This is a genomic window from Fontivita pretiosa, from assembly GCF_050410795.1.
Classification (GTDB): domain Bacteria; phylum Planctomycetota; class Phycisphaerae; order Tepidisphaerales; family Tepidisphaeraceae; genus Fontivita; species Fontivita pretiosa.
Genome location: NZ_CP191258.1, coordinates 2,079,303 through 2,100,959, shown reverse-complemented (window position 1 = coordinate 2,100,959; position 21,657 = coordinate 2,079,303). Strand labels below are relative to the sequence as shown.

At 63.8% G+C, this 21,657-nt stretch carries 16 protein-coding genes; 12 read left to right on the top strand and 4 right to left on the bottom strand.

Translation table 11 applies throughout. The features are described 5' to 3' along the window. Window positions 1-8: 8 nt before the first annotated feature. The 3 genes from ACQS5P_RS08550 to ACQS5P_RS08540 form a co-directional block, all read right to left on the bottom strand. Complete coding sequence (locus tag ACQS5P_RS08550; RefSeq protein ID WP_428940475.1) at window positions 9-713, bottom strand: transposase; 705 nt, start codon at window positions 711-713, stop codon at window positions 9-11. A gap of 76 nt (window positions 714-789) precedes the next feature. Continuing rightward, window positions 790-2,262, bottom strand: coding sequence for a carbohydrate ABC transporter permease (locus tag ACQS5P_RS08545; RefSeq protein ID WP_428940474.1), 1,473 nt, complete (start codon window positions 2,260-2,262; stop codon window positions 790-792). Further along, entirely contained in the window at window positions 2,249-4,777 is a 2,529-nt protein-coding gene (locus tag ACQS5P_RS08540) for an extracellular solute-binding protein (RefSeq protein WP_428940473.1), read from the bottom strand. Before ACQS5P_RS08540 ends, ACQS5P_RS08545 begins: the two co-directional genes overlap by 14 nt. 270 nt (window positions 4,778-5,047) lie before the next feature. Here ACQS5P_RS08540 and ACQS5P_RS08535 point away from each other — a divergent pair, with 270 nt between their 5' ends. The 6 genes from ACQS5P_RS08535 (at window position 5,048) to ACQS5P_RS08510 (ending at window position 11,939) form a co-directional block, all read left to right on the top strand. Beyond that, window positions 5,048-5,797, top strand: coding sequence for a PEP-CTERM sorting domain-containing protein (locus ACQS5P_RS08535; protein WP_428940472.1), 750 nt, complete (start codon window positions 5,048-5,050; stop codon window positions 5,795-5,797). 152 nt (window positions 5,798-5,949) lie between these two features. Then, window positions 5,950-7,029 (top strand): AraC family transcriptional regulator, encoded by a 1,080-nt coding sequence (locus tag ACQS5P_RS08530; RefSeq protein ID WP_428940471.1) that lies wholly within the window; start codon window positions 5,950-5,952, stop codon window positions 7,027-7,029. 207 nt (window positions 7,030-7,236) lie between these two features. After that, window positions 7,237-8,094, top strand: coding sequence for a phytanoyl-CoA dioxygenase family protein (locus tag ACQS5P_RS08525; protein ID WP_428940470.1), 858 nt, complete (start codon window positions 7,237-7,239; stop codon window positions 8,092-8,094). Window positions 8,095-8,141: 47 nt separating this feature from the next. Continuing rightward, window positions 8,142-8,900: a prepilin-type N-terminal cleavage/methylation domain-containing protein gene (locus ACQS5P_RS08520; RefSeq protein ID WP_428940469.1), complete on the top strand. Its 759-nt coding sequence runs from the start codon at window positions 8,142-8,144 to the stop codon at window positions 8,898-8,900. Window positions 8,901-8,969: 69 nt separating this feature from the next. Continuing rightward, window positions 8,970-10,700, top strand: coding sequence for an apolipoprotein N-acyltransferase (gene lnt, locus ACQS5P_RS08515; RefSeq protein WP_428940468.1), 1,731 nt, complete (start codon window positions 8,970-8,972; stop codon window positions 10,698-10,700). Between the two features lie 189 nt (window positions 10,701-10,889). Beyond that, window positions 10,890-11,939: a type II secretion system protein gene (locus ACQS5P_RS08510; protein ID WP_428940467.1), complete on the top strand. Its 1,050-nt coding sequence runs from the start codon at window positions 10,890-10,892 to the stop codon at window positions 11,937-11,939. A gap of 108 nt (window positions 11,940-12,047) precedes the next feature. On the opposite strand, the gene ACQS5P_RS08505 is transcribed toward ACQS5P_RS08510, so the two are convergent. Further along, window positions 12,048-13,304 carry an AI-2E family transporter gene (locus ACQS5P_RS08505; RefSeq protein ID WP_428940466.1) on the bottom strand — a complete coding sequence of 419 codons (1,257 nt, stop codon included), beginning with the start codon at window positions 13,302-13,304 and terminating at the stop codon, window positions 12,048-12,050. 179 nt (window positions 13,305-13,483) lie between these two features. On the opposite strand from ACQS5P_RS08505, the gene ACQS5P_RS08500 reads away from it, so the two are divergent. The 6 genes from ACQS5P_RS08500 (at window position 13,484) to ACQS5P_RS08475 (ending at window position 21,653) form a co-directional block, all read left to right on the top strand. Further along, entirely contained in the window at window positions 13,484-14,962 is a 1,479-nt protein-coding gene (locus ACQS5P_RS08500; protein WP_428940465.1) for an extracellular solute-binding protein, read from the top strand. A gap of 68 nt (window positions 14,963-15,030) precedes the next feature. Beyond that, the gene (locus ACQS5P_RS08495) at window positions 15,031-15,417 is read left to right on the top strand and encodes a four helix bundle protein (RefSeq protein WP_428940464.1); all 387 of its coding nucleotides are present in this window, start codon (window positions 15,031-15,033) and stop codon (window positions 15,415-15,417) included. A gap of 38 nt (window positions 15,418-15,455) precedes the next feature. Continuing rightward, window positions 15,456-16,337: a carbohydrate ABC transporter permease gene (locus tag ACQS5P_RS08490; protein WP_428940463.1), complete on the top strand. Its 882-nt coding sequence runs from the start codon at window positions 15,456-15,458 to the stop codon at window positions 16,335-16,337. A gap of 4 nt (window positions 16,338-16,341) precedes the next feature. Then, window positions 16,342-17,319, top strand: coding sequence for a carbohydrate ABC transporter permease (locus ACQS5P_RS08485; RefSeq protein ID WP_428940462.1), 978 nt, complete (start codon window positions 16,342-16,344; stop codon window positions 17,317-17,319). Window positions 17,320-17,350: 31 nt separating this feature from the next. Next, window positions 17,351-19,894, top strand: a complete 2,544-nt coding sequence (locus ACQS5P_RS08480; protein ID WP_428940461.1) for an extracellular solute-binding protein — start codon at window positions 17,351-17,353, stop codon at window positions 19,892-19,894. Then, complete coding sequence (locus ACQS5P_RS08475) at window positions 19,881-21,653, top strand: ABC transporter permease subunit (protein WP_428940460.1); 1,773 nt, start codon at window positions 19,881-19,883, stop codon at window positions 21,651-21,653. The genes ACQS5P_RS08480 and ACQS5P_RS08475 overlap by 14 nt, the downstream gene beginning before the upstream one ends. Window positions 21,654-21,657: the final 4 nt, after the last annotated feature.

The following is a 21,657-nucleotide window of genomic DNA, read 5'->3' as shown; positions in this document are numbered from 1 at the left end:
GAGTCTTTTCAAAGGGGTCGGGAGTCTTTGATGGGATGGACCCTGGGCCGGCCACGCGGACGCAGGGTCGATTCCAGACCCAGCTTCGCCGCCGTCTGCCTGAGCCACCGCTCGCTGCCGAACGGCCGGCCGCGACGGATCGATTCGACAATCGCCAGCTCCTCGGCCGCGGTCTGCGGCTGGTTCACCAGTCGCGCCCAGTCGCGCGGCACCTCCACCGGCCAGTCCTGCGGCCACGTCAGCCACGGCACCTGCTGCGGCTGCTGGTTGGTCCGTTTCCACAGCGAGCTCCAGGGCCACAGCTCGGCGCGCTCGACCAGCCTGGCTCGCAGGGGGTTTCTCTCGACGTAGCGGCAGACCGCCAGCAGATGCTCATCCCGCTCGATCGGAAAACTCTTGAATCGCCCCTGATAAAGCGGCCCGGTGCCCACGCGCTGGTAGTGCGCATGCCATCGCTGCGTATGGGTCACCGTCACCAGACGCATGAACTCGCTGAGCTCGCCGTCCTCGCGCGGCCACAGCACCAGGTGCCAGTGATTCGGCATCAGGCAATACGAAAGCAGCCGCGTCGGCAGCCGACGATGCACCTGCTCGATGATCTGCTCGAAGGCCGCGTAGTCAGCATCCTTGCGAAACAGCTTGTCGCGCCCGACGGCGCGATTGAGGACATGGAACAACATTCCGCCGATGGCCTGACGTGGTCGCCTGGGCATGGCCGGATGCTACCTGTCACGATCGGGCCCTGTCCAGAAAAAGATTCCCGGTCCCTTAAAAAAGACTCCCGACCCCTTATCCCTTCAGGCCGCTGACGGTCATGCCCTGAATGAAGTAGCGCTGGCAGGCGAAGAAGATCGCCATTACCGGCAGCGTCATCAGCACGTTGCCGGCCATGATCATCGTCTGGTCGCCGAAGCTGTCCAGGCGAAGCGCGAACAGCCCCAGGCTCAGCGGGAACTTGGACTGGTCGCGCAGGTAGATCAGCGGTCCGAGAAAATCGTTCCAGGACCACATGAAGGCCATGATCGCGATGGCGGCGGCGGTGGGTTTCACCTGGGGAAGGATGATGTAGTACCAGGTTTGAAGCGCGTTCAGCCCGTCGATGCGTGCCGACTCCTCCAGCTCGCGCGGCAGGGTCTTCATCTGCTGGATCATCAGGAAGATGAAGAACGCGCTGCCGAACCAGGCCGGCGCCCACAGCGGCGCCAGCGTGTTGTAGGCGCCGACGCTCCGCCAGATCATGAACGAGGGGATCATCGTCACCTGTGGCGGAAGCATCATCGTGGCCAGCAGGATCAGCAGGGCGATGCCCCTTCCGGGCCAGTTGAGCCGGGCGAACGCGTAGGCGACGAAGCAACTGCTGAACAGCGTGCCCAGCGTGATCAGCGCCACCAGCACCAGGCTGTTGGCGACGTACCGCCAGAACGGCACATAGGCGAAGGCTCGCTGGTAATTGCGCATCACCTTTGCCCAGACGGCGCCGGCGGTGGAGGTGGGCGTGATTGTGACGCGCAGCACGGCGTGGCGATCGTCGCCGCGGGCAGGCTTGGGCGCCGGCTCGGCGCGCAGCCGCACCCATACCTTCGGCTGGTAGGTCGTGTCGTCAAACGTCGGCGGCTGGAAGAGGATGCTCTGGGCGCGGTGTTGCGCCAGGTATGTCGGCGACTGCGACACCCAGCGTCGCCCGGCCAGCTCCAGCGTCGCGCCAACCCTGTGCCAACTGTCGTCCGCCTGGATCGCCAGCGCCAGCTTGTGAAGCTGGTCCGCCTCGGCCGGAAAGTCGAATTCATATCGCAGCACGATCGGCTGATCATCCGGCGAATCGAAGCGATATTCGACCCGCGTGGCGTCGTTGCCGGTTGCCACGAGCCGGGCGTGGCCGGATTCCACCATCCAGCTCCTGGCCACATCCTCGCCGCGGCAGAGGTTGTGGATGTGGGCATCCAAAGTGCGAAGCTGTAGCCCGCGAATCTGGAACTGTGCGATGGGTTCGAGCGAGCCTTCGGGTCTGGGATACGGCGAGTGCGCGCGGAATCGCGGAATCGCCGGCAGCCACCTCGACTCGGTCAGCTCTTCGTCGGTCTTGAGGCTGGTGATGACCATCCAGAAGAACGGAAACAGGAACATGGCGCTGCCGAACAGGAGCAGCGCGTGCGCCCAGCCTCGCGTCAGCAGATATCGCCTGAAGCGTCCGATCTGTGGTTGCGGCGCGGCGGCCGTCGTCGCCGCGACTCGCCTGATGAGTGCGGGATCAGACCTGTTCATAGTGCACCCATTTCCTGCCCAGCCACAGTTGCACGAGCGTCAGCCCCAGCACCACCAGGAACAGGATCCACGCCAGCGCGCTGGCATAGCCCATGCGGAAATATCCGAACGCCTGCTTGAACAGGTAGTATGCGTAGAAGAGTGTTGAATCGACCGGTCCGCCTGCGGTCATGATGTAGGCTTCGCCGAAGATCTGCATCGTGCCGATCACGCCGACGATCGTGTTGAACAGGATGTAGGGGCTGAGCATGGGGATGGTGACATGCACGAACCGTCGCCAGGCGCCGGCGCCGTCGATGCTGGCCGCCTCGTAAAGCTGCGGCGGGATGGACTGAAGTCCGGCCAGCCAGATGATCATCCCCGCGCCCGCGGTCCAGAGGCTCATGAGGATCAGCGACGGTTTGCTCCAGGCCGGGTCCTGCAACCAGAGGGGGGGCGAATCGATGAACCAGCCCAGCATGCGGTTGATCACCCCGGCCGTCGGATTCAAGAGCCAGACCCACAGCAGGCTGGCGGCGACCATCGGCACGATCGCGGGCATGTAGAAGGCGGTACGATAAAAGCCGATGCCTCGCACCGCGCGGTTCAGCAGCAGTGCGATCGCCAGACTCACCGCCATCATCAGCGGGATGCGGATCAGCATGTATGCGGTGTTGCCCAGGCTCTTGTACAGCAGCGAGTCGTGCAGGAGCTGGCGATAGTTGTCAAACCCGACGTAGCGCGCCGGGGTGAGCACGTCATAGCGGGTGAAGCTCAGCAGGATGCTGAACAGGATCGGCCCGCCGACCAGAACCGCAAAGCCGATCATCCATGGCGAGGCGAAGAGCATCGCCGCACCGATCTGCCTTGCACGATAGCCGCCGACCCCCACGCCCGCGCGGCGACGACAGGCCACATAGACGGCGACAAAGGGCAGGGCCACAAGCACAACGTACATGACCAGATAAGGCCGCCAGCGGACGACGTTCGGGGGCGGGGGCTGGAGGATCTCATCGAGCTGTCGCTGCACGGGAATCTGCATGGTGGCCAGCGACAGCTTCACCTCGTCTTCTCCGCGCGCTCTGGCTTCATGGGCGAATCGATGCGAGACCGCCGCCTCGAAGGCGCGCACATGCTGGCTCCACAGAAGCTGTCCCACCGGAGTGACGGGGCGATACTTTGTGTTGGGCATCAGCTCCTGAAGCACGGTGTAGGCCTGTTTGAAGGCCGGGGGCACCCGCGGATTCTCGAAGATGGCGCTGCGGACCAGCCGCTGGAAGTGGACGCGGTTGGCCAGACCCTCTGGCAGATACAGCCGTCCTTCGGCTTCGCGACGTTCGCGTTTGCCCTGTTCAAGGAACTGGGTGGCGCGCCAGCTCGTGAGGAACTGGATCAGGCGGAACGCGCCGGTCTTGTTCTTCGAGGTGGAGGGAATCACCAGCGAGAACCCGCCGGCCCAGGTGACGGGCGGACGGCCTCTGGCCAGCTCGTCGGCGGGCATGGGGGCCGGGGCGATCAGAAAATCCAGGTCCGGTTTCCATTCGGCGATGGTGCGCATCGCGTAGTCGTTGTCGATCTTCATCACGACCGAGCCGCGGATGAATGGATCGAGGTCGCCGGCCAGCAGGTTGGCGCGGAAGCCTCCGCCTCCACTCTCGCCCGCCAGGCTCTCCTGAAACGCCGCCACCTGCATCGCCCCGCCCACGTCGTCGTACAGATCGGTCATGAATCGCAGGGCGCGGACGACCGGCGGCGAGTCCATCGTCACCCGCGTGCCGTCGGGGCTGAGCAGCTCGCCCCCGGCCTGCCAGGCGTACAGGTACAGCCAGGCGTTGCCGAAGTTGGGCGCGAAGCCCAGTCGTTTGATGCCGCTGGTCTTGTCCCCGGGGCGGCGATAGGTTGTCAGCCGGTTCGTGTAGTCGCGCAGCTCCTCCCAGGTTTTTGGCGGGCGGACGTTGCCACGCTCATCGACCAGCCCCGCCTCACGCAACGCAGGGCAGTTGATGTACAGAACCCGGATGTCGCTGGTCGTGGGGATGCCATAGATTCGAGGCGGATCGCTGCTGCCGGGCGTGCGGTAGCTGGCCTCGGCGACGGCGAAGTCGTAGTACTCTTCCAGGTTGATGCGATACGGATCGTCGTCGCGTTGCGACTGAAGCAGCGGTGTCAGATCCGTCAAGGCCCCGCGCGCCGCCCACTCGCCCGTGGCGAATCGAGAGAAAAACACTACATCCGGCGGCACGCCACCGGCGATCGCGGTCAGCAGTCGCTGGGCGTCGCTGTCGCGGTCGCGCTCGGCGCCGGAGCTGATGATCACCTTGTACTGCGGGTGCTCCTGCTCGAATTGATGAACCGCCGCGTGAATGTCCTCGCCAAAGAACGTGATTCCCCAGGCGATGATCGGCTGGCGGCCCTCCGCCAGCGGATCCACTCGCCCGCTGACCGTGAACGCGATCGCCGCGGCCAGCAGCAGCGCCATCAGCGCGGCGGCCATCCACAGCGGTACAAACGCCCGGCGGAACCTGATCGCACACATGGTTGGCAGAGCGTGCTGCAAAATGGACCTCTTATGAGCAGAGATGATCCGTGCGGCTGGGCAAACCGCAAGCGGACGACGATGATACGACCAGATCGACAAATCGGACATGCATCCGATAACCCGATTCGCACGCCGACGCATGGTTTTTCGTTGACGTTTTCGCGTCGGCATCGGCATAATATGGAAGCTGCTTGTTGAATGGCTGCGGTTTGTGCAACCATCGACAGGTCCCGTCGTTACTCTTGGCAGGTTGGAGAGGAGAGGAAAATGCATCGCAGCTTTCGCTCGGTTTTTCCGCGCGCTGTGGTGGGGGTTGTCTCAATCGCACTGCTGTGCGCTTCGGCACGTGCGAACTCCGGAACTCAGCTTCCGTTGAACCAGTATCAGGCCGGATCGGAATCGACCAGTTCGGCGCTGGTAACCAACGGCGATTTCGAGCAGCCCGGCTCGCCCAATCCGAACAATGCTCCGACTGGCTGGACGCTGACCGGCAGCTTCCAGGTCGGCACGCCGATCAATCCGCCCAGTCCCGCTTCCACGGTGGGCAACTTTGCCGCGCAGGGGCCGCTGGGAAGCACCGCGACGGCCAAGTTCTCCCAGATTGTCACGCTGGCGCCGAACACCAACTACGTGCTCAGCGCCTACCTGTGGAACTTTGGGATGGATTTTGACCTGTCGCTGGCGGAACTGGTCGATCCGGCCAACCCCGCCAACGCACAAACGTTGGCGCTATCGCGAACCGCTGCGGATGGCGGAGACGGAGCCAACGGCTATTTCGTCTACAAGGCCTTCAGCTCCAACAGCTTCTCGACGTTGAATCCGGTCCTGGAGGTGGAGTTTGATCTGGACGAGACCGTCTCCGGCACCCGTCCGAGCATCGCCGCCCAGATCGACAACGTCGCGATTACGCCGGTTTCGCAGTTTGCCCCGCCGGTGCTGATCCCCGAGCCGGCGACGATGTCGCTGGTGCTCGGACTTGGATCGCTGCTGATGGGGCTGCGACGCGGTCGGCGATAAGCGGAACCACCGCCAGTCGCCCCTGAGCAAAGCGGCGTGCGAAGTGATCGGGTTGCACTGCGCTTCGCGGGCGTCGGAGGTTCTGGCGCCCTGGCGGTGGGCACTTCGGCGTGCTTGACGCCGGGATCGCATGCGGATCGTATAGTTTCGTGATGTCCAGGAACGGTCGATCGGTTCCCAAGGGCGGGTCGAACCGTCCGATTTCGGCGCGGCTGTCGGCCACGGCGCTTCAGGACCGCTTCAACGACCTGAACAAGCTGCCCATCTCCATTCGGCTGGGATCGTATCGAGCCGACTTCATTTACTGGGGCGTGCTGGGCTCGAAGTGGTGGCGGAACTACGCCCACACGCACTCGTTCTACGAGATCTGCTACGCCAACAGCGGGCGGGGCACGTTTCGCATCCTGGACCGCCACTACGTGATCCGCAAGGGGGATCTGTTCGTCGCCAAGCCCGGCGAGATGCACGAGATCATCTCCGGCCGGGGCGAGCCGCTGCGGATCTATTTCTGGGCTTACACGCTGGTTCCGGCGCAGCCGATGTCCGGTTCGTCAACTTCGCCGGCGGGGGCATCGGCGGGGCATCCGCCCGCGGCGGCGACAACCGACGCCGACCGCTCGATCGACGCGTTGATCCACGCGTTCAGCGTATCGCGATGCTGGGTGGCGTCGTGTGCACCGACGATGGACCGCACGCTACAGCTTCTGTGCGAGGAGATGGCCCAGCAGTCGCCCGGCTATACCCGCGCGATCGCGGCCCTGGTCACCAAACTGCTGCTGGATACGGCGCGGGCGGTGACCGGCGGGGCGGTGCCGGGCGAGGCGATCGATGTCCCGCCGCACGACCAGGCCGAAGCCGTCGCCCGCACCGCCGCTCGCTATCTGCGTGACAATCTCTCCCGTCCGATTTCCGTCTGCGATGTCGCCGCACAGGTCGATCTCAGCGAACGCCATCTCAGCCGGCTGTTCCAGCGCGTCATGAAGATGTCCATTCTGGAATACCTGACCAACATCCGCATCCAGACCGCCTCGCAGTTGCTGCTGGACCGCGAGCTGTCGATCAAGCAGGTTGCCCGGGCGGTGGGGTATCCCGATCCGCATTACTTCAGCACGCTGTTCGGGCGGAAGATGGGGCTGACACCCGGCGAGTTTCGCAGGACCGGAGGAACGCGGTTTCTCAAACGAAGCGGTACTACGATTGGGGATGATGCTTCGGCTTCCGGCGTGCGCTGACGGACGGCATGCACCCTTGCGAAGCGTATCGTCACGGCCGTGGCCAGACGACCCGAGCGACGCAGCGTGTCCGTTTTACAAACCACCCCGTCCGAAGATTCTCCTATGTACGGAGCAGTTCACAGGATAGAGTGATCCCTGTGGTTGCGTCCGCGCGAATCGGATGGGCGCGCCGGTGCACGTCGCTTACGATCGGATGAGGTGCTGATGTCGATCCTGACCGCAAATCAATCACAACAGACACGTGCGCTGAACGAGTCAGCCCACCGCGCGCTCACGGCGCAGCAGATTCGCTTCTACCGCGAAAACGGCTTCGTCCATCTGCCCGGGATGTTCAGCCCGCAGGAGACCGAGGAGCTGTCCGAACAGCTCAACTGGCTGATCGATCACTGGGCGATCAAGGATGTGGGCTGGACAGGTCCGTGGCGGCGGAAATACATGGACCAGGCCACCGAGCAGAAGTCCAAACTCATCGCGCTGCACGACCTTCAGTACTACAGCGACGCCTGGGCACGGGCGGTGCTCAAGCCGGAGCTGGCCGACGCGATGGCGGATCTGCTGGGCGAGGATTGCGTCGAGTTGCATCACAGCACGCTGCACGTGAAGCCCCCGGAGACGGGGCATCCGTTCCCGATGCACCAGGACTGGGCGTTCTACAAGCACGCCGACGACCGCTACGTGGACGTGCTGGTGCACCTGGACGACACATGCCACGAGAATGGCGAGATTCGTTTTCTGCCCGGATCGCACAAGCTCGGGCCGCTGGAGCACGTGACGAAAGACGAAAACGGCGTGGGGTGCACGCCTCATCTGCCGGTCGAGCAGTATCGTCTGCAGGACACGGTGCCTGTGCCAGCGCGGCGGGGAGACGTGGTCTGTTTCAACATCTTCACGATCCATGGTTCGTACATCAACACGACCGGGAAGATGCGCCGGCTGGTGCGACTGGGATATCGCAGCCCGCACAACGTGCAATTGGAGGGCCAGAGCAAGGGCCGACCGGGGTGGATCGTGCGCGGTCGGCGTCCCAGGGGTGAGGGACAGGTGCCGTTTCCGACGAACTGAACGACTGATCCGCCGGAAACGCACCGTGGGTTCAGGAGAGCAGTGCCATGTCAAGGCCGTTACGTAACAGTGCCAAGCGATCAGCCATCAGGGGCGCGTTCACGCTTGTGGAGTTGCTGGTGGTCATCGGCATCATCGCGGTGCTGATTTCGGTGCTGTTGCCGTCGCTGAGCAAGGCGCGTGAGGCCGCCAACCGCACCGCCTGCCTGTCCAACATGCGACAGCTCACCACAGGCTGGATCATGTACGCCAACGAGCACAAGGGCGCGCTGGTCTTCGCCGAGACCGGCAGCGCCAGCGATCCGACCAACGTCGATAAGCAGGACGGATGGGTAATCGACGTCGGCCCGATGCAGAACACGCCCGAGGCGATCCGCGCCGGGTTGTTGTGGAAGTACTGCAAGAACCCCGAGGTCTACCGCTGTCCCAGCTCCACCGACAAGTTCAACTATCGCAGCTATTCAATCCCGACCTACCTGAACGGCAGCCCGTCGTTCAACACGCCGGTGGTCACCAAGCTCGGCCCGCAGGTCAAGAGCGACCGCCTGGTGTTCATCGAGGAATATGACGAGCGAGGCTTCAACCGCGGCTCGTTCCTGCAACTGCCCAGCGGCTATCTGTGGGGCGATATTCCCGCCTTCTTCCACGTCAAGGGAACCAACATGACCTTTGTGGATGGCCACGGGGAGTTCAGGATCTGGACCGACCGCCGAACGTTCAAGGCCAAGCGCTTCCCCGATCCCAACGCGCAGCAGCCGAACAACCAGGATCTGCGGCGGCTCCAGCGGGACATCTACGGCAAGTGAGCGTTCGCCCGCGATCATCAACGTGCGGCGGGTCATCGATCTGCTGATCTGCGCGTACAATGCACGCGCGTGAGTTGGATCGGCACCACAGAATCGACCGGCGTCCTTCGTCGGATGGCGCTTCTGGTCGCCTCGGCGCTGCTGCTGTTTGCCGCGCTGGCGCCCGTGGGGCAGTTTTACCTGGCGTGGATCGGGTTGGTGCCGTGGCTGGTCGCAGTTCGTCCGGCGCGCACGGTACGCGCGGCGTTCGGATGGGGGTGGCTGGGGGGGGCAGCGTTCTTCGCGTTCAGCCTGGGGTGGCTGTGGCGGGCGACGATCCCGGGAACGATCGGCCTGGTCCTGTACCTGGCGCTGTTCTGGGGAATGGCAGGCGCACTGATGCACCTGGGGCGATTGCTCCAGCCGCGCCACGCCGAACGAACGCACGGCGGGGGGATTTTCGCTTCGGCGATGCTTATCGCCGCAATCTGGACCGCCACCGAATGGCTCCGCGGGTTCCTGTTGAGCGGCTTTCCCTGGGCATTCCTGGGGCACACCCAGTCGCCGCTGCCGACGATGTGCCAGATCGCCGACTTTGCCGGCGTTTATGGCGTGAGCTTCTGGGTGGCGCTGATCAACGCAATCGTCTTGTTTGCGATCTTCCATCCGGCGCGACGTGCGGTGGCCGCGGCCGCGGCACTGACGCTGCCGGTGCTGCTGGGCGTGCTGGGCTACGGCATCTTCCGCATGGCGCAGATGTGGCACACCATCCGCCCCGGACCCGTCGTCCTGGTCGTTCAGCCGAACTTTCCGCATGAGAGGGGGGGGCGACAGCCGGTCACCCAGCAGCAGCAGATCGATTTTCACTTCGGCCTGACGCGACAGGCGCTGCGGCAGACAGCCGGCGGATCCGCGACACAACCGCCGGTCGATCTGGTCGTCTGGTCCGAGACGGTCATGCCCGCGCTGAATGTGGAAGCGCGGACTGAGCCGGGCCTGGGCGGCGCCGCGTTCCTTCAGCAGACCCACCAGATGCTCAGCGAGCTGACCGCAACCCATCGCGTGGCGCTGATCACCGGCGGGTATTTCGTCGGCGGCTGGCAGGGCACGATCGGCTCGCGCCGTGCCACCGACATTCGCAACGCCGCGTTCTTCTATGACCGCAGCGGCCGGCAATCCGAAGCGCGCTATGACAAGATCCACCTCGTGCCCTTCGCCGAGTTCCTGCCCTTGCGTGAGTCTGCGCCGGCGATCTATCGCGTGCTGCGCTGGTTGGCCGCCTACTCGGTTGACTACCCCCTGGTCGCGGCCGATCCGTCAGCCATGACCGTGTTCACACTGGATGGCGGCGATGGCGATCGCGTTGGCTCGCGTTCGTGGCGGCTGGTGACGCCGATCTGTTTCGAGGACACCGACGCGGCGCTGATCGCCAGGATGTTCCGTCCACCGAACAACGCTTCCGACCCGCGTCGCAAGCGGGCTGATATTCTGGTCAACATCACCAACGACGGCTGGTTCCGCGGGGTGCAGCAGGCGCAGCATCTCCAAGCGGCGATCTTCCGCAGCATCGAAAACCGCGTGCCGACCGCCCGCGCCGACAACACCGGCATCAGCGGCTTTATCGACTCGGTGGGACGAACGCATGGCCTGATCCCCGTCCGCACCGCCGGCACCAGCCGACAGAGGCTGCTGATCGACGATCGCCTGACGGTCTATACCCGTTTTGGCGACGTGTTTGCGATGGTGTGCGTGGCGGTGGCGGCGGGCGTGGCCCTGTGGCCGCTGCTTGGGCGGACACGCCGCTGCGCCGACGCGGTTTGAGGCCGCTCCGCCACGCCTGGCGGGATTGTGGATTTTGCTTGAAACCGTTTGTTGAACCGTTTAAACTCAATGAAACTGCGGGCCGCGGCGCTTGACCGCGGCACCGTCAGGCGTCGTCTGTCGCGTTGCCTCTGCGCGCGTCTGCTTGAGCTGCTGTGCCGCGCGCCCCCTTCGTCGCGAGGTGTCCGTATGAACAGCAAGCGGCCGTCTGGTGCATCCCGTCGCGCCGGCCACAGCGTCGTCCCCATCCCAATCCCCCGAAGCGCATTTACACTCGTCGAATTGCTGGTGGTCATCGGCATCATCGCGGTCCTGATCGCCGTGCTGCTGCCGACGCTGAATCGCGCCCGTCAGGCGGCCAATACCGTCAAATGCCTGGCCAATCTCTCGCAGCTCTCGACGGCGGCGACGATCATGGCCACCGACCGCAAAGGCCACATCCAGCCCGCCAGCGAAAAGGAAACCGTCATCGCCCACGACACCTATCGCCGAAAGTTCATCTATCGCCTGGGCGGAAATGTCCCCGTTCCCGCGGACTGGGCGTCGGGTCTGCTGATCTATCTGGGCGACCGCAGCGGGCAGACGTTCTTCGAAAGCCGCGACAAGAGCCAGGTCTTCCGCTGCCCATCCGATCCATGGATCGACGCCAATCCATCCGGATATCTGATGATCGTGAACCTCGGGCTGAACTTCTACACCCCGCTGAGTTACGGCATCAATGTGGACATTGCCTCCTTGACCAAGTCCGATGGCTTCGGGCAATTCAACTACAGCGGCAACGTGGGGGTGTGGATGAGCACCAGCGTCTATCCCGGGATGAAGAAGACCGGCCGGCCGCTGGACGCGCGGCTGGACAAGGTGATCCGTCCGGCTGAGACGCTGCTGTTCGCCGACTGCGGGGTTCGTCCCATCGTCGGGCCCAACGGAGCGGTCGTCAGCTCGGTGCCCGGCAATGCCAACGGGCTGGATTACTCCGCCACGCAGGCTTACTCCACCAACTACATCGAGAACAACACCAGCATCCCCGACGAGATCAAGGGAACGCTGGAGGGCGTGGCAAAGACGCCGTGGCTGGGGCGCAGGATTCCCTATACTCGCCATGGCGCCGCCAAACAGTACGGCTCGAATTTCTGGGAAGTGCGCAATGGCCGGATCAACGTCGGCTTTGCCGACGGGCACGCCGAGACCGTGCTGGCGGAGGACTTCCGCAAGGTGCGTGTCTCACCGTACCGTTTCTGAAAAAGGGGTCGTTCTGAAAAAGGGGTCGGGAGTCTTTTCCAAAGATCACCAAGACCGCCAACGCCACGGGCGCCAGCGCGCCCGTAAAGGGCCAATGCGGGCCTGCACTCAGGGCCGGGCGGTAGATGAGGATTGCTCGGGGACGGCTGCACTCCATTGCTCGACCAGGCGGTAAGCCACAGCCAGCAGGGTCGGGCCGATGAACACGCCAATGAATCCGAAGGTCAGCACCCCGCCCAGCACGCCGAAAAAGATGAGCAAAAACGGCATTCTGCTGCCCCGGCTGATGATCCAGGGCTTGATGACGTTGTCGATGCTGCTCACGCCCAGCCCCCACAGCAGCATGAAGATGCCCCAGGAGATCCGTCCCTGATGAAACAGCCAGCCGGCGACGGGAATCCAGACCAGCGGCGGCCCGATGGGAAGCACCGATAACAGGAAGGTGAGCAGGCCAAGCAGCGTCGCGCCCGGGACGCCAGCGATCAGGAAGCCGATGCCGGCCATCAAACCCTGCGCCAGCGCGGTGCCGAGGATGCCGTAGATCACGCCGCGGACGGTGTTGCCGGCGACGTCGAGGAGTTGTCGGCCGCGCGCTCCGCCGACGCGCACGGTCATCGCCGCCAGTCGCTGCGCCACCGCCTCGCCGTCGCGGAGCAGAAAGTACAGCACCAGCAGGCTCAGAATCACCTGCACGACTCCCGATCCGATCGCCAGTCCGAAGGTCAGAATCCAGCTTCTGGTCCACAGCAGCAGGGCGCGCAACGTCTGGCGGAGCCTGGAGGATTCGGGCAGAGTGCTGCTCAGTGGCTGTGTCGCGGCGTCGGGTTGCGGCGGGGATTCGCGCGCCAGGGCGGTCAGTTCGCGGGCCAGGTCGTTCCAGTATTCCGCGGCGCGTGGTCCGAGCAGGGGGATCGAGCCGAGCCACTGGGGGGAAGGGGGCAGACCCTCCTGAAGCCAGCGGCGTCCGGCGGCGAGAAGCGCCGTGGCGTCGTCGGCGAGATTGGCAACGGCAATGGTGAGCGGCCCGACCAGCGCTGCGGCGATCGAGAGGGTGATCAACATGGCCGCCAGAGACCGCCGCCCGCGCAGCCAGGCGACCAGCCGGCGATTGGCCGGCCACAACGCGAACGCCAGCACCGCCGCCCACAAGATCGCCGAGAAAAACGGGCGCAGCACCGCCACGCAACCCATCAGCAGCAGAACCAGAACCGCCAGCGCGATCAGCCGCTCGTACGGCCGAGGTCCGGGAGCTTCGAAAGTGCCCGGGTCGCGGCGCAGGCCGGGCTGCTGAGCCGAATCCGCGGCAACCGCATGGGATTCTGTGGTTCGGCCTCCCTGGCCGGGGGTTGGACTCTGAAGGCTCATACAATGAACCAGTACGGATCTCCTGCGGCCATATGATGCGGGTTGCGGCGTGCCGTGTCGATCCGTCCGCACTCATTTGAACATGGCCCTGGGGCAGACAGCGGTCGGCTCGCTCCTGCTGTTCGCTCAGATGGCTCGGACCGTGAAACGCGGATCAGTTCGGCTACACTGTATCGCGGATGAAGTACGTCAAGCAGGCGATCGTGTGGCTGATGGTGCTTGGTGCGGCGGTGCTGCTGGCGCGGCCGGGCAAGCAGCGCCACTCACTGCCCCCCGGACGCGTCGAGGTCCGCTACTGGGAGAAGTGGACCGGTCGCGAGGCCGAGCAGATGAAACAGATCGTCGATGAGTTCAACGCGACGGTCGGGGCCGAGAAAGGGATCTGGGTCAGCTACATTTCGATGAGCTCGGTGGATCAGAAGACGCTGATCTCCACCGCCGCCGGTGTGCCGCCCGACATCGCCGGCTTGTGGGACAACCAGGCGATGCAGTTCGCCGCCATGGATGCCTTGGAGCCGCTGGACCCGCTGGCCGAAGCGTATCGCCGACAGCATCCGGAGCTTGGGCCGGACTTCCTCACCCGCGATTACTTCAAGCACGTCTATTACGACGGCTGCACCTATGAAGGGGTGCTGTATGCGTTGCCCTCGACGCCGTCGGCGGTGGCGCTGCACTACAACAAGAAGATCTTTCAGGACAAGGCCGCTCAACTCCGTGCGGCGGGGCTGGATCCGGATCGCCCGCCAAGGTCGATCCAGGAGCTTGATCGCTACGCCGAGGTGCTGGACACATGGGAGGGCGAGCCGGGCAAGAGTCGATTGCTCAGCGCCGGCTACCTGCCGCAGGAACCGGGCTGGTGGATCACGCTCACGCCCTACTGGTTCGGCGCGGATCTGTACGACCCGACCACACGCAGGCTGACATTCACCGATCCGAAAGTTATCCAGGCGTTCGAGTGGATCGCCGGCTACTCCAAACGCCTGGGCGTGGAAACGATGCGGCAGTTCCGCGCCAGCTATCCGCAGGGGTTTGACTCTCCCCAGAGTCCGTTTTTCACCGGCACGGTGGTGATGGAACAGGAAGGCCCGTGGAAAGCCAACTACATAGAGAAGCTGAATCCGCGGATGAACAACTGGAGGAATCTGCCGCCGGAGCAGCTCAAGAAGCTGACGCGGCAGCAGCGTCGAGAGAACTGCATGTGGGGCGCGGCGCCGTTTCCTTCGACGCAGCCGATCGGTCCGGATACGACGGACATGATCGCCTATTGCGGCATGGACATCGTCTGCATTCCGCGGACCAGCAAACACAAGCGGGAGGCGTTTGAGTTTCTGGCGTTTCTCAATCGGCAGGAGGTGATGGAGCGGCTGGTCTCGATGCACTGCAAGAACTCGCCGCTGCGGAACATGAGCCCGCAATACATCGAAAATCACCCGAATCCTTACATCGAGGTTTTCGAGACGATGGCGTCCAGCCCCAATGCGCGGGGGCTGCCGAAGGTGCCGATCTGGCCGGAGATCGCCGCCGAGCTGAGTGTGGTGGCGGAGAAGGTATACCTGCTTCAGGCCACGCCGCAGCAGGCGCTGGAGGAAGCGCAGAAGCGCGCGCAGTTGCAGGTGGATCGTTTCTTCCAGCGGCAGTCGCTGCGAAGGGGCGGATGACCTCGTGACAAGGTGACAAGGTGACTGGGAGAAATGGTGAGTCAGGCAGGACGCAAGTCGGAGCGGCCATGAAGACGACGATTCGGACGCACTTAGACTTGGATGTTTACCAACGGGCATTCGCGTTGGCGAATAATATTTTTCGGTTGTCCAAGCATTTTCCCAAAGAGGAGATGTACTCGCTGACGGATCAGATTCGGCGTTCGTCCCGGTCCATCTGCGCGAATCTGGCGGAAGCGTGGCGAAAGCGCCGGTATCCTGCGGCGTTCGTGAGCAAGCTGTCGGATGCGGAGACGGAGACTGCCGAGACGCAAGTGTGGATCGAGTTCGCCGTAGGCTGCGAATACTGGGACCGATCCACAGCCAGGTCACTCTACGCCAAATACAACGGCATCATCAGGACCCTTGTTGGGATGATCAACCACCCGGAAACATGGATCATCAGTAAGGCGTGAGACAGCGCCTCACCTTGTCACTTTGTCACCTTGTCACCATGTCACGTAGCGAAACACAACGACTGGCAAAGGGCCTGGCCTTCATCTCACCCTGGCTGATCGGCTTCGCCGCGTTCACGTTCCTGCCGATCGTGCTGTCGTTCTATTACAGCCTGTGCGATTTTTCGATCCTCAAGTCGCCGGCGTACATCGGGGCGGAAAACTACACGGACCTGGTGAAGGATCCGGTCTTCTGGAAGTCGCTGAAGAACACATTCTACTACGCCGCGATGGCCATCCCCGCGGGGCTGTGCGTCTCGATCGGCCTGGCGATGCTGCTGAACGTGAAGATGCCCGGGCAGGCGATCTTCCGCACGGTGATCTTCCTGCCGTCGCTGGTGCCCGTCGTCGCCGCCGCCATGCTCTGGATGTGGCTGTTCAATGCCCGTTACGGGCTGTTCAACGTGCTGCTGGCCAAGGTTGGGATCGAAGGCCCGGGCTGGCTCAGTGATGAGCGATGGGCGATGCCGTCGCTGGCGCTGATGAGCCTCTGGGGCGTGGGGCACGCGGTGGTGATCTATCTGGCCGGCTTGCAGGACGTGCCCAGGGAGCTGTACGAGGCGGCGGAAATCGACGGGGCGGGAATCTGGCGGCGAATGTGGCACGTCACGCTGCCCATGCTCTCCCCGGTCATCTTCTTCAACCTGGTCATGTCGATCATCGGTGTGCTCCAAGTGTTCGACATGCCGTTCATCATGACCGGCGGCGGGCCGGCGCGCGCCACCCTGTTCATCGCCATGTATCTCCGCGACAACGCCTTCAGCTACCTCAAGATGGGCTACGCCAGCGCCATGGCCTGGATCATGCTGCTGATCGTGCTGGTGCTGACGGGGCTGGCGTTCTGGTCGAGCAGGCGATGGGTGCATTATCAGGGGAAATGATCGAATGACACTGACGCGCAACCGCCAATCTCCTGCCCCCGAGCAACAGCTCCAGCGAGCGATCGATTACCGGGCTGCGTCCGCGTCGCCGCGGCGACGACGGCATCCCGAGCGGTGGGTCGCCTTCGTGGCGGCATGTCTGATTTCCGTCGGGTTCATCTTTCCGCTGATCTGGATGCTCTCCACCAGCCTCAAGCCGCTGGATCAGACGATGGAGTATCCGCCGCGATTCATCCCCCGGCGGATCGACTGGTACACGACCCCCTCCGGCACGACCACGCCCATTCCCAAAAACTATGTCGATGTCATCCTGCACGACAAGATGGACTTCCCGCAGTACACGCGGAACACGCTGTGGATCGCGGCGATGTCGATCATCGGGACGGTCATCTCCAGCTCTCTTGTCGCCTACGGTTTTGCCCGCATACGGTTCAAGGGACGAGGGGCGCTGTTCGGGCTGATGCTCTCGACGATGATGATCCCGTTCCCGGTGTTGATGGTCCCCTTGTTCGCCATCTTCCGCTTCATGGGCGACTACACGCCGATTCAGATGCTCGGCACGCTGCGTCCGCTGTGGCTGCCGGCATTTTTCGGATCGGCCTTCAACATCTTCCTGCTGCGGCAGTTCTACATGACCATACCCGAGGAGCTTTCCGAGGCGGCGCGGATCGACGGCTGCTCCGAGTTGGGCATCTGGTGGCGGATCATCCTGCCGCTGAGCAGGCCGGCGCTGGCGGTGGTGGCGCTGTTCACCTTCATGGGCGCGTGGAACAACTTCCTTGGCCCGCTGATCTATCTCCAGGACCCCAGCCAGTACACGCTGGCGCTGGGGTTGCAGGTCTTCCAGTCCAGCCACGGGGGCACGGAATGGAACCTGCTGATGGCCGCTTCGCTGCTGATTCTGTCCCCGGTGATTGTGCTGTTTTTCCTGGCCCAGAAGACGTTCATTCAGGGCATCGCGACCACGGGAATGAAAGGATGAGATGCGAGCGATGAACGCAGAAGGATGAACGATGAAGCGGAGGAGCAGAACAGCCCAGGTGCCGCTGTGGGGGGTGGTGGTGCTGTCGCTGCTGGGGCTGCTGACTCTTGGCTGGTGGACGTATCTCCAGACGCGCAGCGACAGCTCCGACGGGCGAAAGACACTGGTCTTCTGGGGCACGACCTACCTGGGGGAGGACATCTACAACCTGATCCATGAGTTCGAGCAGGCCAACCCGCAATACCGGGTGGTGATGAGTTCGGCGGCGGCGCGTGACACGACGGGGGACGCGCAGCGCCTGCTGTGCGCGATCGCCGGCGGCGTGCCGCCGGACGTCGTGTGGTTTGACCGTTTCGCGATCGGGGAATGGGCCGCGCGGGGCGCGCTGACCGATCTTCGTCCGATGCTGGCCGCCCAGGATCCCAGCGACCCGTACTTCATTCGCCTGGAAGAGTACTACGACTGGACGATCGCCGAGGCCAGCTACGCCCCGCCCGGATCGGATCAGCCTCCGGGGATTTACGGGATTCCATGCAGCGCGGACGTGCGGGCGTTTTTCGTGAACACGGACATCCTCAGGCAGGGAGGGTACGTGGATGAGCGGGGCGAGCCCCTGCCCCCGCGGACCTGGGAGGAGCTGCGTGAGTACGCCAATCGGCTGACGGTCTATCGCGTGCCCGGCGACAAGCGAAGCGGCATCGTCCGTCTGGGCTTTGCGCCCAACGTGGGCAACAGTTGGCTGTACATGTACGCCTGGCAGGCCGGCGGGGAGCTGATGAACCCGCAGCGGACAGCGGTGACGATGACTTCGCCGCCGGTGATCCGGGCGTTGCGCTACATGGTGGAGGTGTACGACGAATTGGGCGGGGTTGGGCAGGTCAATGCATTTCAGGAGGCGCAGCAGGGGGGGGATCTGGATCCGTTCCTGCGCGGGGCGCTGGCGATGAAGATCGACGGGGACGTGTTCATCGAGGCGATCGCGGACTGGCGGCCGAACATGGAGCTGGGCGTGTATGCCCCGCCGATGCCCGCCGACCGCCTGGCCGCCGGCGCCCAGCCGGTCACCTGGTCCGGGGGGTTTGCCTACGTGATTCCAGCCACCGCACGCCATAAGGAGGGGGCCTTCAAGTTCATTCAGTTTCTGACCAGCGAGCACGGCTACCGGCTGCTGGAGCGTGGCCGCCGCGAACGCAAGCAAAGCGAAGGCAGACTCTACCTGCCGCGATGCAACGGCAACCGGCGGCTGTACGAGGCGATCGTGCGCGAAACCGTCGATCAGAACCCGGATGTGCCGCGGAACATCAAGCTGGCGTACAAGACGTTCCGCGAGCTGCTGCCGATCACGCGCATTCGCCCGGTCACGCCGATCGGACAACTGCTGTGGAATCAGCACGTGCGCGCCTACGACGCGGCGGTCAATCACGCGTTTCGCGAGCAGGCGCAGCGCAGCGGAAAAGACGAAGTGGAGCTTGCCCTGGCGGCGATGCAGGTGGACGCGCAGCGGGAACTGGACAACATCCTCAAGCCCGCGCCGGCAAGGAAGATCAACTGGACGCCGGTCTTCTGGGCATACGGGACACTGGTCGTGCTGCCGTTCATCGCGATGTACGTGGCGTACCGTCGTCGCCGCCGCGAATACGCCTATCGCGCCAGGGAAGTGGGCGCGGCACTGACGTTCGCCTCGCCGTGGATCTTCGGCTTTGTCGCTCTGGTTGGCGGTCCGATCCTTTTCAGCATCGTGTTCAGCTTCACGCAGTACGACGTGCTTTCCCCCGCCCGCGCCGTGGGGCTGGCCAACTACCGCGAGGTGCTGAGCGACGGCGTGTTCTACAAGAGCCTGTTCAACACCGCGTTCATGGTGATCCAGATTCCGATCGGCATGGCGGTGAGTCTGGCGATCGCGCTGCTGCTGAACCACACGGTGCGCGGAATCGGCTTCTACCGCGCCGGCTTTTACCTGCCGGTGGTCATGCCGCTGGTTGCCACCAGCCTGCTGTGGATCTGGCTGCTGAATCCCAGTTACGGCGCGATCAACACGCTGCTCAGTTGGCTGTACGCGACCCCGCCGATGCAGTGGATCGAGGCGCTGCTCAGCCGAATCATCGGCCAGCCGTTTCATTTCCCGCTGCCGCTGTGGCTCCAGCATCCGGATTGGAGCAAACCGTCCATCATCGTCATGAACCTGTGGAAAGCCGGCGGGGGGATGATCATCTGGCTGGCCGGGCTTCAGTCCATCCCGCAGCAGCTCTACGAGGCGGCGAGCATCGACGGCGCCGGGCCCTGGAGACGTTTCCGGCATATCACGCTGCCCATGCTCAGCCCCTTCATCCTCTTCAACCTGATCATCGGGCTGATCGGCACCATGCAGATCTTCGGCGAAGCGTACATCATGACCTTCGGCGGGCCGGCTGACTCGACCCTCTTTTACGCGTTCTATCTGTTCAAGCAGGCGTTTCAGTATTTCCGCATGGGCTATGCCAGTGCGCTGGCGTGGATCCTGTTCCTGATCGTGCTGGCGCTGACAGTGCTTCAGTTGTGGCTGAGCAGCAAATGGGTGCACTATGAGCGGGCGTAAGCAGGCATTGCGCGGCATCGATGTGGAGGTGCCGACGGACCGCGCGCCCGGGTCACCATCGGCGAGACGCAATCCGCGGTTGCGTTTTGCCCGCTATTTCGTTCAGCGCGGCTGGCTTCATCTGGCGCTGCTCACGGGGGTGGGCATTTTCCTGCTCCCGTTCGCGTGGATGGTCGGCACGAGCCTGAAAACCGATGAAGAGCTGACCAATCGCCGCTGGATGCCCACCCTGCCCACCTTCGTCGAAAAAAGCCCCTACGTGCTTCCGCCGCCGAGACTGGAAAAACCGCTGGCCGTCGAGCAGGCCAACTGGGACCGCGTGCTGCCGCAGCTTCAGCAGGCGACGCGTGATGCGGTGGCGGCGCAGCTTCGATCGCAGGCGGGAAATCCGCTGGATGCATCGGCGCAGATCGAATCCGCCACGGCGGTGCTGATCAACCGCCTGGCCCCGCGAGTGTTCGGCAAACTCTGGGACGATCCGGCGAAGCTGCTCATGGCCTTTGGCGAGATGCTCACCGACGAGACGATCCGCCAGGCGCTGGACGACCGCACCGCCCGTTTCGAGCTTCGCGGCCTGCTGCTGCGCACTCTCGACGGCCGAATCATCCGCCTGTGGGATGCATCGGAATCGAAGCCAGAAGGCAGGAAGCACATGAATGAAGGGGGTTTCTGGCGGGTTGCTTCAGGTCCCGGCGAGCTGCGCGCTTCGACTGGCGGCGGAGCCTATCTGCAATATCACTTCGACTCCCCCGATGCCGAGCCGGTGGTGCTCGAATGCGACCTCGATGTCGTAGAGCCGATGGACACCTGGCACAAACTCACCTTCTCGTTCAAGGCCGACAACAGTTGGCATCGCATCCAGGCGGTCGTCAGCGGCCCGACAGGGCAGTGGCACACCACGCGCACCAACTACGCCGCCCAGAACCGCGTCGGCAGCATCATCTTCCAGTTCCCCAGCTTCGAGGATCAGATGCTCAAGGCCCGCACGTGGACACCCCTGCAAAAAAAGGGCTCGGATCAGAAGGCAGACAGCACGCTGCGGATCATCATTGCGCCCAGCTCGACGCTACAGGCGATTGCGGGCAAGGTGCAATGGAACTACTCGCGGGCGTTTCGCGCCGTGCCGTTCTGGACCTACGTCGGCAACAGTCTGCTGCTGGTGGGGCTTTGCACCGTCGGAACGCTGTTCAGCAGCACGTTTGTGGCGTATGCGTTTGCGCGGCTGAACTGGCCGGGCAGAAGCGTGGCGCTGGTGATCCTTCTGTCCACCATGATGCTGCCCGGACAGGTGACGATGATCCCGTCGTTCATGATCTGGCGGCAGCTCGGGTGGTACAACACGCTCAATCCGCTGTGGGTGCCGGCGTTTTTCGGCTCGGCGTTTTTCATCTTCCTGATGGTTCAGCACATGAAGACCATCCCAAAGGAACTGGAGGAAGCGGCGAGGATCGACGGGCTGAGCGCCATGCAGACCTGGTGGTACGTGATCGTCCCGCTGGTCAAGCCCGCCGCCGCCGCCATCGCCATCATGACCATCATGGGTGCCTGGAACGAGTTCATGGGCCCGCTGATCTACCTGCGCGACCAGACGCGATTTCCCCTGAGCCTGGGGCTTTTCGCCGTCCGGCTCGAAGCCGCCAGCGACTGGACGATGATCATGGCTGGCAACGTGCTGATGACGCTGCCGATGATCGTCATGTTCATCCTGTTCCAGCGGTACTTCATCCAGGGCATGACGATGGGCGGACTCAAAGGATAAGCCA

Coding starts and splice junctions, on each gene's coding strand:
- ACQS5P_RS08530 (WP_428940471.1), top strand. CDS start 5,950: ATGTCCAGGAACGGTCGATCGGTTCCCAAGGGCGGGTCGAACCGTCCG.
- ACQS5P_RS08490 (WP_428940463.1), top strand. CDS start 15,456: ATGTCACGTAGCGAAACACAACGACTGGCAAAGGGCCTGGCCTTCATC.
- ACQS5P_RS08540 (WP_428940473.1), bottom strand. CDS start 4,777: ATGTGTGCGATCAGGTTCCGCCGGGCGTTTGTACCGCTGTGGATGGCC.
- ACQS5P_RS08525 (WP_428940470.1), top strand. CDS start 7,237: ATGTCGATCCTGACCGCAAATCAATCACAACAGACACGTGCGCTGAAC.
- ACQS5P_RS08485 (WP_428940462.1), top strand. CDS start 16,342: ATGACACTGACGCGCAACCGCCAATCTCCTGCCCCCGAGCAACAGCTC.
- ACQS5P_RS08480 (WP_428940461.1), top strand. CDS start 17,351: ATGAAGCGGAGGAGCAGAACAGCCCAGGTGCCGCTGTGGGGGGTGGTG.
- ACQS5P_RS08495 (WP_428940464.1), top strand. CDS start 15,031: ATGAAGACGACGATTCGGACGCACTTAGACTTGGATGTTTACCAACGG.
- ACQS5P_RS08550 (WP_428940475.1), bottom strand. CDS start 713: ATGCCCAGGCGACCACGTCAGGCCATCGGCGGAATGTTGTTCCATGTC.
- ACQS5P_RS08505 (WP_428940466.1), bottom strand. CDS start 13,304: ATGAGCCTTCAGAGTCCAACCCCCGGCCAGGGAGGCCGAACCACAGAA.
- ACQS5P_RS08520 (WP_428940469.1), top strand. CDS start 8,142: ATGTCAAGGCCGTTACGTAACAGTGCCAAGCGATCAGCCATCAGGGGC.
- ACQS5P_RS08475 (WP_428940460.1), top strand. CDS start 19,881: ATGAGCGGGCGTAAGCAGGCATTGCGCGGCATCGATGTGGAGGTGCCG.
- ACQS5P_RS08535 (WP_428940472.1), top strand. CDS start 5,048: ATGCATCGCAGCTTTCGCTCGGTTTTTCCGCGCGCTGTGGTGGGGGTT.
- ACQS5P_RS08500 (WP_428940465.1), top strand. CDS start 13,484: ATGAAGTACGTCAAGCAGGCGATCGTGTGGCTGATGGTGCTTGGTGCG.
- ACQS5P_RS08545 (WP_428940474.1), bottom strand. CDS start 2,262: ATGAACAGGTCTGATCCCGCACTCATCAGGCGAGTCGCGGCGACGACG.
- ACQS5P_RS08510 (WP_428940467.1), top strand. CDS start 10,890: ATGAACAGCAAGCGGCCGTCTGGTGCATCCCGTCGCGCCGGCCACAGC.